The sequence below is a fragment of the Candidatus Macondimonas diazotrophica genome, from assembly GCF_004684205.1.
Taxonomy (GTDB): Bacteria; Pseudomonadota; Gammaproteobacteria; order UBA5335; family UBA5335; genus Macondimonas; species Macondimonas diazotrophica.
The window spans coordinates 79,754-92,523 of the sequence record NZ_SRIO01000006.1; the positions used below are offsets into that span (position 1 = coordinate 79,754).

Consider the following 12,770-nt stretch of genomic DNA (forward strand, 5'->3'; position numbering starts at 1 on the left):
GATCAATAACCCGAACAGATGGGATAGCGGCGGTCTCGGCCGAAAGCACGCTGCGTGATCTTGACGCCGGGTGGGGCCTGGCGGCGCTTGTACTCGGCGTTCTTGACCATGCGTCCGACCTGCCGCACCGTCGCCTCGTCGAACCCGCGTGCGATGATCTCCGACAGCGGAAGGTCCTGCTCCACGTACAACGCCAGTATGGCGTCGAGCACATCGTAGGCGGGCAATGAATCGCTGTCTTTCTGGTCGGGACGCAATTCGGCGGATGGCGGCCGGTCGATGACGCGCTGCGGAATCACCGGAGCCAGCAGGTTGCGATACTGACACAGCCGGTAGACCAGCGTCTTGCTGACATCCTTGAGTGGTGCAAACCCACCCACCATGTCGCCATACAGGGTGGCATAGCCCACCGCCATCTCGCTCTTGTTGCCCGTGGTCAGCACCATGCGTCCGGTCTTGTTGGAGATGGCCATGAGGAGCACGCCGCGAATGCGTGCCTGCAGATTTTCTTCGGTGACATCCTCGGGCAGATCGCGAAACACCGGTTCGAGCGTGTGTTTGAATGCCATGAACGATTCGGTGATCGGCAGCACTACCGACTGTACCCCAAGTGTCTGGGCTTGGGCTTGGGCATCGTCGATGCTCATGGCAGAGGTGTACGCGGATGGCATGAGCACCGCCATCACCCGATTGGCCCCCAAGGCATCGACGGCGAGCGCGAGCGTGAGCGCCGAATCGATCCCACCGGAAAGGCCCAGGACCACTCCACGGAACCGTTGGCGATTGACGTAGTCCTGAATGCCCTGGACCAAAGCCTTGTACACCGAGGCCTCAAGGCCAAGCGGTTCGGCCACCGGTAGCGTAACCAGCGGCTTTCCGCAATCGTCGAAATCAACAGCGTGAAGGCCCTCGGCGAACGCGGGTGCTCGGTAGACGATGCCACCTTCGGCATTGCAGACCAGCGACTCCCCGTCGAACACCAGTTCGTCCTGCCCACCGACGAGGTTGACATAGACAATGGGTAAACCGGTTTCGGTCGCCCGCTGCGCGAGTTCGAGGCTGCGTTCCACGCCCTTGTCGACGTGAAAGGGCGAAGCATTGATATTCAGGAGCACCTGGGCGCCCGCCGCCGCGGCTTGAGCAGCCGGCTCCGGACCCCAGATGTCCTCGCAGATGGTGAGGCCCAATCGGAGCCCCCCACACTCATACACGCATGGGGCATCGCCAGCCGTGAAGTAGCGCTTTTCGTCAAAGACGCTGTAATTGGGCAGACGGTGCTTACGGTAAGTCGCCACGACCTGCCCACCTTCGATGATGCAAGCTGCGTTGTACAACCCATCGACGGCGTATTCGGGATAACCGAAGACAATTGCGACCGGCAACGCCTCCCGCTTCAGCCGAACAAGCGCTTCCTGCACCCGGATCTGCAAGCCGCGCCGCCAGAGCAAATCCTCAGGCGGATAGCCCGTGAGCGCCAACTCGGGAAACACCACCAGATCAGGCGCGAAGCGTGCATGCGCGTCGCGCACCGCCTCGATCATCCGCATGGTGTTTCCCGCCACATCGCCCACCCAGAAATCGAGCTGGGCCATGACGATCCGGGCCATCCTTAAACTCCTTTCAGTTCACGCCGAGCAACTGGGCCATGCGATCGCCGAGCTGGGCCGGGGAACGCACGGTGGCGACACCCGCCGCCTCCAGCGCCGCATATTTGCCTTCGGCCGTACCCTTGCCACCGGTGATGATGGCGCCGGCATGGCCCATGCGCTTGCCGGGAGGCGCCGTGACGCCGGCGATGTAGCCGACCACGGGTTTGCTGACATGCGCCTGAATAAAGGCGGCCGCATCCTCTTCCTCACCGCCGCCGATCTCGCCGACCATGATGATGCCTTCGGTCTGCGGATCGTCCTGGAACAGACGCAGACAGTCGACGAAGTTCATGCCATGCACAGGGTCGCCGCCGATCCCGACGCAGGTGGATTGGCCCAGTCCGCGCCGGGTGGTCTGGAACACCGCCTCGTAGGTGAGTGTGCCCGAACGCGAGACGATGCCCACTTTGCCGGGCGAGTGGATCATGCCCGGCATGATGCCGATCTTGCAGGCGCCGGGGGTGATGACACCGGGACAGTTGGGGCCGATCAGCCGGGCGCTGCTGCCGCGCATGGCGGCCTTGACCTTGACCATGTCCTGCACCGGGATGTGCTCGGTGATGCACACGATGACCTGGATGCCGGCATCGAAAGCTTCCAGGATGGCATCGGCCGCATAGGGCGCGGGCACATAGATCATGCTCGCCTCGGCGCCGGTCTGCGCCACCGCATCGTACACCGTGTCGAATACCGGCAGATCCAGATGCGTCTGTCCGCCACGGCCGGGGGTCACGCCGCCCACCAGCTGCGTACCGTAAGCCAATGCCTGTTCGGAATGGAAGGTGCCCTGTTTGCCGGTAAAGCCCTGGCAGATCACACGGGTGTTCTTGTCGATCAGAATGCTCATCGATGCGCTCCTCAAGCCTTCGCTGCTGCGACGGCCTTGCGGGCCGCGTCGTCCAGATCCTCGGCCGTGATGATGGCGAGGCCACTTTCGGCCAGCATGGCCTTGCCGCGATCCACGTTGGTGCCCTCCAGGCGCACCACCACGGGCAGTTCGAGACCGACCTCCTTGACCGCGGCAATGATGCCCTCGGCGATGAGGTCGCAGCGCACGATGCCGCCGAAGATGTTGACCAGAATGGCGCGCACCTTGGGGTCCGCGGTGATCAATTTGAAGGCGGCCGTGACGCGTTCGGCGGTGGTGCCGCCACCGACGTCCAGAAAGTTGGCCGGTGTCCCACCGTAGAGCTGGATCACGTCCATGGTCGCCATCGCCAGCCCGGCGCCATTGACCATGCAACCGATCTCGCCGTCGAGGCTGACGTAGTTGAGATGATGTGAAGCCGCCTCGTGCTCACGAGCGTCTTCCTGGCTGGCGTCTTCCCAATCGGCCAGGCGCTTCTGGCGGAACAACGCGTTGTCATCGAGGTTGATCTTGCCATCAAGTGCGACGAGCCGGCCCTCGCTGGTCACGATCAGCGGATTGATTTCCATCAGGCTGGCATCACTGGCCACATAAAGTTTGTACAGACCTTCGGCAATGGCGACAAACTGGGGAACTTCATCGCCCGACAGACCCATACCGAAGGCGAGCCGGCGCGCCTGGTAGGCCGAGAAGCCCTGCGCCGGCGGGACGGTGACGGTGATGATCTTCTCGGGCGTGGTTGCGGCAACTTCCTCGATGTCCATACCGCCGGCGGCGGAGGCCATGAAGACCACGCTTTCCGTCGCCCGATCGGTGAGCAGGCTCACATACAGCTCGCGCGCAATGCTGCCGGCCTTTTCGACCAGCACGGTGTGAATCGGCAGGCCCTTGGCATCGGTCTGGTGAGTCACGATCTGGGTGCCCAGCATCCCCTGCGCGGCCGTTGCGGCCGCCTCCGGGGTTTCAACCAGCTTCACGCCGCCCGCCTTGCCCCGCCCACCGGCATGCACCTGCGCCTTGACGACCCAACGACCGCCGCCAAGTCCCTGTGCGGCAGCTTGCGCTTCTTCTGGCGTCGTGGCTGGACGACCTTCCGGAACCGGAATGCCGAATTCGGCAAACAGCTGTTTGGCCTGGTATTCATGCAGATTCATGAGGCGGGACCCTCCTTGGGGCGGTAGCGATAGCGCAAACTGGCGGCGCTGTATTGTCCTCCACTTGACACGCACAGCCAAGGCCAATGCCACGCTGCAGCGTCACGTTTCAGGCGCGTTTCTTGCTTCTTTTGGTGCGAACTACACCAGCCGTCAAACTTCCGTCCGAGAGTGGCCGCCACCCATGAGCGCCTCAGCGACCGATTCCACCCTTGCAACCGGCGCCTGGCCCCGATTGCGGCCAAATGCCCCACCCGATCGTCCGGTGCGCCGACTGCTGGTGCTGCTGAATCTGTTTCGACTGGGTTTCGCATTCCTACTGTTAGGGCTGTCGACACTCGCGGTCGATACCGGCCTGGAACGGTTGTCCGAAGCGCCGTTTCGCGTGCTGCTGCTGGGCCAAATCGCGCTCAGCAGCCTGTGGATGGTGACCCTCGCTCGGGGACGGCCCCCACTGGCGATACAAGCCTGGGCGCAGCTGGGCCTCGATCTGCCCTGGATCTGCATCCTGATCTGGGCCACCGGTGGGCTGGGCAGCGGCCTGGGGCTTGTCCTGTTGTTGTCCTGTGCCGGCGCAGGCCTTCTTCTGCCTCGGCGTCAAGCGCTGAGCTATGCGGCGCTCGCCAGTCTGCACGTGCTCGGTTTCGCCGCGATCGCTTACCTCCGCGGTGATGGCGTCATCTGGCCGCATGCAGGACTCTTGGGTGCTGCTGCCTTCGGGACGACGTGGGGCGCCAATATTCTGACGCTTCGCGCCAATGACAGTGCGCAAGTTGCCTATCGGGCTCGCCGCGAATTGATGGACCTGGCTCGCCTCAACGAGGTCATCATCGACCGTCTGCATCACGGCGTGCTGGTGGTCAGCCCGCGCGGGCGAGTGCGTCTCGCCAATGCCCAGGCCTGTGAACTGCTTGGCCCGGCACCTCGCGGCACCGAGCTGGCTGATCTGTCGCCGGAGCTGAATCGATACTGGTTGAGCTGGCGCGGACTCACCCAGATCGAGCTGCCGACCGTGCGCAATACGCATGGCGACCGAGAGTGCGCGGTCCATTTCATCCCATTGGGCGAGGAAGGCGCGATCACGCTGATCATCCTCGAGGACCTCGGTCATGCCAAGGCGCGCATGCAGGAAATGAAGCTCTCCGCCTTGGGCAGACTGACCGCCGGTATCGCACACGAAGTCCGCAATCCGCTCTCTGCCATCAGCCATGCCGGCGCGCTGCTTGCCGAATCTGCCGACCTCCCCACGCAGGATCAGGCCCTGGTGGCCATGGTGCGTCACCATGCAGCGCGCATCAACGCCATCATCACGGACATTCTACAGCTCTCGCGACAGCGGCCTTCGATCCCGGAAACCCTGCACCTGAGCGACTGGCTGACCACGTTCGTGATGCACTATCGCACCGGCCTGGACCCGCAGGAGGCGCGAATCGACCTGCACTGCGGCGCGCCGGATACCCGCGTCCGCATGGACCCCGGACACCTGTCGCAGGTGCTCACCAATCTGCTCGACAACGCACGGCATCATGGCCGTCCGGCTGACGGACCGGTGGTGATCACGATCGAATGCGAAAGATTCCCCGGCAACGGCCGAATTCATCTTCAAGTGACCGATAACGGTGGTGGGATCTCGCCCGAAGCGGCCGCGCGGCTGTTCGAGCCGTTCTTCACCACCAGCCGCAGCGGGACAGGACTTGGACTCTATCTATCCAGGGAATTGTGTGAATTCAATGGCGCGAGCCTTACCCATCTGGCCCAACCCGATCCAGGCAGCCGATTCCGGATCGCCCTGCCACTGGCCGATTGCAAATAAGGAATGACCTCATGCAGGAGCAACGCCCCGCTGTACTGCTCGTCGACGATGAACCGGACATCCTGACACTGCTCGACCTGACCCTCGAGCGGATGGGGCTGAACTGCCACAAGGCCGCCAGTCTCGCCGATGCGCGTCAACAACTGGGGCGCCATCGCTACGCCCTATGCCTCACCGACATGCGGCTTTCCGATGGCAACGGAATCGATCTGGTTCGCGAAATCGCCACCATGGGGGTGCACCTGCCCGTGGCGGTAATCACGGCCCATGGGAATGTGGAATCGGCCGTCGAAGCCCTCAAGGCCGGTGCCTATGATTTCGTCTCCAAGCCCGTCGATCTCGACATGCTGCGCCGGCTCGTCGCCGCCGCCGTCAAAGCCAGCACGACACGGCCCGAGCGGCGGACTCGTCATATCCTGCTGGGCGATTCGGAGCCCATGCGCCGGCTGCGCGGCATGATTGCCAAGGTGTCCCGCAGCCAGGCGCCCATCTACATCAGCGGCGAATCGGGGACGGGCAAGGAGCTGGTCGCGCGGCTCATCCATACTCAGAGCAATCGAAACGAGGAACCCTTTGTTCCCGTGAACTGCGGAGCCTTGCCAGCCGAGTTGATGGAAAGTGAGCTGTTCGGTCACCGGAAGGGCAGTTTCACCGGTGCCGTAAATGACCATGCCGGCATGTTCCGGACCGCGAGCGGCGGCACCCTGTTTCTGGACGAGGTCGCCGAGTTGCCCTTACCCATGCAGGTCAAGCTGCTGCGCGCGATTCAGGAACGGGCGGTCCGTCCTGTCGGGGAAAGTCGCGAGGTACCTGTCGATGTCCGCCTGCTCTCGGCCACTCATAAACCCCTGCATGACATGCTGCAGACCGGACAGTTTCGGCAGGATCTCTATTATCGCATCAACGTCATCGAGCTGCGCGTTCCGCCGCTGCGCGAGCGGCGCGAAGACCTGCCGCAACTGATCGAACACATCCTGCGCCAGATTGCCGGTGACATCCCGCCGCGTCTCGATGACAGCGCCAAGCGGGCCTTGGCTGCCTACCCCTTTCCCGGAAACGTGAGGGAACTCGAGAACATTCTCCAGCGGGCCTATACCTTGTGCGACGGTCGCGTGATCACCGCCGAGCACCTCCAGCTCACCGCCGCCATCCGCACCGATTCACCCATTGGACTCACCCCCGAGGAGACCGAACCTGACGTCATCTCGTCCGTGACCGATTCTGCATCCGCCGATCTGGATGGCGCCCTGGAAAGCATCGAGCGGGAAACCATCCTCAAGGCGCTGGAAGCACATCGCTGGAACCGTACGGCCACGGCCCGCTCCCTGGGCATCACCTTCCGCGCCCTGCGCTATCGCCTTAAGAAACTCGGCCTGGACTAAGTTCAGGGCCGGAGCAGCGCTGTGCCCGATGCGATCATCCATGGCGCCCTGAATCGCCGGGTGCCTGCGCCGCGCACGCCTGAACACCACGAGTGACAGGCGTCAGGCCATGGTCGCCAGCGCCCGGCGGAACCGCGCCAGCGCCAATGCGAACAGGATCGTGCCGATGGCAGCCAGCGCAAGGAATTGCGGCCAGACCACGCCAAAGCCGGCCCCCCGATACAAAATACCCTGAGCGAGCATGACGAAATGGGTATTGGGCGCACCCAGCATCACCAGCTGAACGATCTCCGGCATGCTTTCGCGGGGCGTACTGGCGCCGGAGAGCATCTGCAGCGGCAAAAGCACCAGCATCAGCAGCAGCCCGAACTGCGGCATGGAGCGCGCAACCGTGCCGAGAAATATCCCCATGGACGTCGTCGCAAACAGGTGCACGGCAGCGCCTGCGATGAAGAGCGGGACCGAACCGTGCAACGGCACCCCCAATCCGGCCTGGACCACGAAGAGCAGCGATGCCGTGGCTGCGCCCAGCACCACCAAGCCCATCGACCAGACCTTGCTGAACATGATCTCCAGCGGCGTGACCGGCATCACCAGCAAGTGCTCCACCGTGCCGTGTTCGCGCTCGCGGATCAGCGCCGCACCGGTGAGTACGATCGAGAGCATCGTGACTTCGTTGATGATGGACATGATGGCTGCAAACCACGACTTGTTCAGCTCGGGGTTGAATCGTGCGCGCAACGCAAGATCCACCGGAAGGTCGGGACTGTGCGGATGCCCCCGGACGAACGCCTGCACTTCGTCGTTCACGATCGTCTGGACATAGCCGCTGCCGGTAAACGCTTGACTCATGCGTGTGGCGTCCACGTTGAGCTGAATGACCGGTGACCGCCCGGCCAGCACATCACGCTGGAATTCCGGGGGGATGTCGAGCGCGAAGGTGTCGAACCCCGCATCCATGCGTGCGTCCATCTCGGCCGCATCGATGAGTCGCGGGAGCAGGAAATGCGGCGGATAGAAGGCGCTGACGATGCGCGTGGACAGCGGGGAACGGTCCTCATCGACGATCGCGATCGGCGCCTTGTTCAGGGTTTCGGGCATGGCCGTGGCCCGCGTATAGACCGAAAACGTGAAGACGTAGAGGATCAGAAACAGCATGATCGGGTCGCGCCACAAGCTGCGCAATTCCTTGATCCCCAGGTTCAGCACATGAGAGAGCCGCATGACTCAGCGCTCCTGCTGCTTCATGAGCAGGGCCGCCAGCCCCACCAGAATCGGCGCCGAGAGCAGCAGCGGCACGAAGGCCGCGGACAGGTCAGCGAATCCGAGCCCCTTGGAAAACGTGCCGCGGGAGATGGTCAGAAAGTGCGTGGTGGGATAAATCTGGCCGATCACCCGGCCCATGCCTTCGAGCGAGGAAACCGGATCGATGATGCCCGAGTATTCGGCCGCCGGGAGCAAGGTCAGGACTGCCGTGGCGAACAACGCGGCGATCTGGCTGCGCATGAACGTGGAGATCAGCAGGCCGAGCGCGGTAGCGGCCCCCACATACGCGATGGCAGCCAGGAACAGCGCTGCGAAGCTCCCGGTAAACGGCACCCGGAACAGGGTCACGGCCATGAGCGTCAACAGCAGAAAGCTGAGCATGGACAGCACGACATAGGGGGCCTGCTTGCCCAGCAGAAACTCCAGCGATGTGGTCGGTGTGACATAGAAGTTGGTGATCGACCCGAGCTCCTTCTCCCGCACGACCCCCAACGCCGCGAGCATGGCCGGTATCAGCATCAGCAGCAGCGGGATTACCGCCGGCACCATGGCCACCAGACTCTTGAGATCCGGGTTGTAGCGAAAGCGCACCTCGACACGGGCCGGCTGCCCCGGCAGGGCGCGGTAGCCCGATTGGCGGGCGCGCTGCGTCAGCCAGTGGACATGCATGCCCTGCACATAGCCCCGGATGGTTTCCGCGCGCGCCGGCATAGCCCCATCGATCCACGCCCCCACCTGTACCGGCCGACCATGCGCGATATCGCGCGCAAACCCCGGCGGCAGCTCGATCACCAGCCCCAGTTCGCCTGCCCGCATCCGCCGGTCGAGCTCGGCATCATCCCGGATCGGCGGTCGTTCATGGAAATAGCGCGATCCGGCGAGATTGAGCGCATAGTCCCGGCTCAGCGCCGTCTGGTCGCGATCCAGCACCGCAAACGTCAGGTCTTCGACGTCCATGGTGATGCCGTAGCCCATTACCAGCATCAGGATCGCATTACCCAGCAGAGCCAGCGTGAGCCGAATCGGATCGCGCATCAGCTCGAGTGCCTCGCGCCGCGCGTAGCTCGCCATGCGCCCCGGGTCGAACCAGCCGCGCAATCCGGTCAGTCCATCCGCCTCGGCAGCCGGGCGAGTCCCCACCGCTGAAATGGCATCGCCGTGCGGGTCCGTGTGGACCTCGGCGGCATCCGCGAGCTCGGCAACGAACGCGTCCTCGAGGGTCTGCACGCCCCGCTCGCGCACCAGATCAGCCGGCGCACCCACCGCCAGCACCTTTCCGGCATGCATGAGCGAGATCCGGTCGCAACGTTCGGCTTCATTCATGAAGTGCGTGGAGATGAAGATCGTCACACCGTCGCGGCGCGACAGCTCACCCAGCGTGGCCCAGAAAGCATCGCGCGCCACCGGATCCACGCCCGAGGTGGGCTCGTCGAGGATCAGCATTTCCGGCTTGTGGATCATGGCCACAGCCAGCGAGAGACGCTGGCGCACGCCGAGCGGCAGCGCCCCGGGCAGCGCGTCCTTGACCGCCTGCAAGCCGAAGCGGTCCGCCATTTCCGCGACGCGGCCGGGAATCTCGGCCTCGGGCACCTCGAACAGCCGCGCGTGAAGGATCAGGTTCTGGACCACCGACAGCTCGGCATAGAGCGAGAACGACTGCGACATATAACCCACCCGCCGACGCGTTCCCAGATCGCGCGGATCCACCAGCTTGCCAAACAGCCATGCCTGCCCTTCGCTCGGCGGGAGCAGTCCGGTCAACATCTTCATGGTGGTGGTCTTGCCACAGCCATTCGACCCGATGAACCCGAAGATCTCGCCCCGTCGAATGCGGAAACTCGCCCGATCCACCGCCGTGAAGTCGCCGAAGCGCATGGTGAGATCACGGGCCTCGATCGCGATCTCGCTATCCCGACCCTGAGGCATCGGCGCAATCCGGACCGCCCGGTGGCCATGGCGTTTTTCGGGCGGCAGGAGCGTGACGAACGCATCCTCGAGTGAATCGCAACCGGTCTGTTCGCGCAGCGATTGCGGCGAACCACTGGCGAGTACCCGGCCGGCGTCCAGCGCAACCAGATGATCGAACTGCGCCGCCTCCTCCATGTAGGCCGTGGCCACGACCACGCTCATGCCCGGCCGTTCGTTGCGGATCTGCGCAATCAACTGCCAGAACTGGCGTCTGGACAGCGGATCCACCCCCGTGGTGGGCTCATCGAGAATCAGCAGATCAGGATCATGGATCAACGCGCAGCACAGCCCGAGCTTCTGCTTCATTCCCCCCGAAAGCTTGCCTGCAGGCCGATCCACAAACGGCGACAGGCCGGTGGCTCGGGTCAGCGCCGCGATGCGCCGGTCCCGTTCGCGCCGGTCATGACCGAACAGGCGCGCAAAGAACGCGAGGTTTTCGGCGATCGACAGCGTCGGATAGAGATTGCGTCCCAGTCCTTGAGGCATATAGGCGATCCGAGGCAGCACCCGGCGTCGCGCGGCAGCATCGCCCATATCGACACCCAGCGCTTCGACGCTGCCGGTCTGGATCTTACGGGCGCCGGCGATGAGCGCGAGCAGACTCGACTTGCCCACGCCGTCCGGACCGATCAGCCCCACCATGTCGCCGGCCGGCAGATCGAGCGTGACACCGGCCAGTGCCTCTACCGGACCATAGCGCAAGGCCACATCCACCAAGCGCGCCGCGGGTGCGCCCGGCCGGCCGCTCATGGCTGCGGATTCGTGCGCAGCGCATCGGGCCAGGGTGTCGCCGGATCGAGGCGCACGTAGGCCATGCCGGGCAGACCCGTCTTGATCTGGCTCAGATGCCGCTGCAGGAGTTCGGGATCGACTTGCGCCTTGATGCGAAACATCAGTTTCGCCCGTTCCTCGGCGGTCTCCACGGTCTTGGGGGTGAACTGCGCCACATCGGCCACGAAGGAAATGCGCGCCGGGATGACCCGATCGGGCAGGGCATCGAGCACCAGACGCGCTTCCGCGCCGAGCGCCACCCGACCAGCCTGCGCGGTGGGCAGGAAGAAGGTCATGTAGACATCGGTCAGGTCGATCAGATTGAGCACCACGCCCCCCGCCGGCAAGACCTCCCCGGGCTCGGCCACGCGATACTGCACCCGCCCGGCGCGCGGCGCGCGCAGCACACTGTCGTCGAGGTCGGCGTGGATGCGCTCGAGCGTCGCTTCGGCCGCGCGCACCGACGATCGTGCCGACTCGATCTGCATCCCCGCCGTGCTCACCGCCGCATCGCTTGCCGCCGCCTGGGCCGAGGCCGCTGCCACGGCAGCGCGCGCACCGTCGAAACGGGCCACCGCATCGTCCAGGCTTTGCGCGGGCACCACGTGTGCCGCTTCCAGCTCGCGCATGCGTCCCAGCCACTGCAAGGCCGCGCGGCGTTCGGTTTCACGCTGACGCACCAGCGCCGCTGCGGCCCGCCGTTCGGCCTGGCGCTGGCGCAGCTGATCCTCGGCCGTCTTCACAGCGACGTGGGCCCGCTCGAGATTTGCCTCGGCCTCACGCGCCTGGGCGCGCAGGGCGGCCTGATCCATTTCAGCGAGCACCGCGCCGGCCTCGACGAGATCGCCCTCCCGGACCGCAATCATCCCAAGCCGTCCTGGCAGCTTGGTCGCGACATCGATCTCCACCGCCTCGATCCGGCCATTGCCACCGGCCACGCCGGCCGGCAGCCCATCGGGGCGCAGCAGCGTCCACACCAGCAGGGCAATCGCAGATGCCGCAATGACAAGGACAAGCATCCGGCTGAAGGTGCGCTTCATGGGATGAACAGACTCCGTGAACGGAAACGGAAAGGACCGGCGAGTGACATCGGGCAGACAACCGGGCTGGCGCCGACCGGCGAGCTGGCTTCGAGCCTATCAATCTTGCCCGGCAGAGGCCTGATCTGGATCAACAAATGCCCTCTCGAGCCCGAGGTTACACGTCGGAAGACAGGTACCGCGCCATCGCCGATAATGCCTCCCCGGGCCAGGTCCCGTGGTTACATGGAGTGTTCTGCAGACATGGCGTTCTCGCTGGCTGCCCTCATCGCCCGCTACGGATACATCGCGGTCGCCGTCGGCGCGGTTCTGGAAGGCGAAAGCGTGCTGCTCGCCGCCGGCGCCGCGGCGCATCATGGACTGCTGCACCTGCCCACCGTGATTGCCATCGCGGCGGTGGCCAGTACGCTCGGCGATCAAGCGTGGTTCCAGATCGGCCGGCGCTGGGGAACCCCGTTGCTGGTCCGGCTCCCGCCCCTGGCGCGCCGGGCACCTTGGTTCCAATCGCTGCTGGACCGGCATCACACCCGGTTGATTCTGACGATCCGCTTTCTCATCGGCCTGCGCATCGCCGGTCCCGTCCTGATGGGCTGGGCACGCATCGATCCGATCCGCTTCGCCGTACTCAATGCCGTGGCCGCGCTGCTCTGGGCGGTGGTGATCACCAGCATCGGTTACGGTCTGGGCAATGCCTGGACCGCACTTTCCGCCTGCCCTAATGGCCGCTGGCTCATCGGGGCCATCCTCGCAGTCCTCGGTGCGATCCTCTGGCATCACCGCCCCGGGGGCCGCAATAGCGATTGCTGACGTCCGGGCCACATCGGCCGGTACACAGACTGACAGCCTGCGTCACATCCTG

9 protein-coding genes are annotated in these 12,770 nt (G+C 64.6%); 3 read left to right on the forward strand and 6 right to left on the reverse strand.

Annotation, left to right across the window (positions count from 1 at the left end; translation table 11 throughout):
- Positions 1-2: 2 nt before the first annotated feature.
- The 3 genes from E4680_RS06210 to sucC are packed head-to-tail and all read right to left on the reverse strand — an operon-like array spanning position 3 to position 3,671.
- Positions 3-1,607: an NAD+ synthase gene (locus E4680_RS06210; protein ID WP_135281535.1), complete on the reverse strand. Its 1,605-nt coding sequence runs from the start codon at positions 1,605-1,607 to the stop codon at positions 3-5.
- Positions 1,608-1,620: 13 nt separating this feature from the next.
- Complete coding sequence (gene sucD / locus E4680_RS06215) at positions 1,621-2,496, reverse strand: succinate--CoA ligase subunit alpha (protein ID WP_135281536.1); 876 nt, start codon at positions 2,494-2,496, stop codon at positions 1,621-1,623.
- An 11-nt stretch (positions 2,497-2,507) separates the two neighbouring features.
- Complete coding sequence (sucC, locus tag E4680_RS06220) at positions 2,508-3,671, reverse strand: ADP-forming succinate--CoA ligase subunit beta (protein WP_135281537.1); 1,164 nt, start codon at positions 3,669-3,671, stop codon at positions 2,508-2,510.
- 184 nt (positions 3,672-3,855) lie between these two features.
- On the opposite strand from sucC, the gene E4680_RS06225 reads away from it, so the two are divergent.
- Together E4680_RS06225 and E4680_RS06230 are read left to right on the forward strand one after the other, a co-directional pair.
- Complete coding sequence (locus E4680_RS06225; protein WP_167792410.1) at positions 3,856-5,484, forward strand: sensor histidine kinase; 1,629 nt, start codon at positions 3,856-3,858, stop codon at positions 5,482-5,484.
- An 11-nt stretch (positions 5,485-5,495) separates the two neighbouring features.
- Positions 5,496-6,866, forward strand: coding sequence for a sigma-54-dependent transcriptional regulator (locus E4680_RS06230; RefSeq protein ID WP_135281539.1), 1,371 nt, complete (start codon positions 5,496-5,498; stop codon positions 6,864-6,866).
- Positions 6,867-6,968: 102 nt separating this feature from the next.
- Here the strand turns inward: E4680_RS06230 and E4680_RS06235 are convergent, their stop codons facing one another.
- Genes E4680_RS06235 through E4680_RS06245 form a run of 3 tightly spaced genes read right to left on the reverse strand, consistent with a single transcriptional unit; the run spans position 6,969 to position 11,911 of the window.
- A complete protein-coding gene (locus tag E4680_RS06235; protein WP_135281540.1) occupies positions 6,969-8,090 on the reverse strand; it encodes an ABC transporter permease in 1,122 nt (373 codons plus the stop codon).
- A 3-nt stretch (positions 8,091-8,093) separates the two neighbouring features.
- Positions 8,094-10,850, reverse strand: coding sequence for a ribosome-associated ATPase/putative transporter RbbA (rbbA, locus tag E4680_RS06240; RefSeq protein WP_135281541.1), 2,757 nt, complete (start codon positions 10,848-10,850; stop codon positions 8,094-8,096).
- Positions 10,847-11,911 carry an HlyD family secretion protein gene (locus E4680_RS06245; protein ID WP_135281542.1) on the reverse strand — a complete coding sequence of 355 codons (1,065 nt, stop codon included), beginning with the start codon at positions 11,909-11,911 and terminating at the stop codon, positions 10,847-10,849. The genes rbbA and E4680_RS06245 overlap by 4 nt, the downstream gene beginning before the upstream one ends.
- A 243-nt stretch (positions 11,912-12,154) precedes the next feature.
- On the opposite strand from E4680_RS06245, the gene E4680_RS06250 reads away from it, so the two are divergent.
- Positions 12,155-12,718 carry a DedA family protein gene (locus E4680_RS06250; RefSeq protein WP_135281543.1) on the forward strand — a complete coding sequence of 188 codons (564 nt, stop codon included), beginning with the start codon at positions 12,155-12,157 and terminating at the stop codon, positions 12,716-12,718.
- Positions 12,719-12,770: the final 52 nt, after the last annotated feature.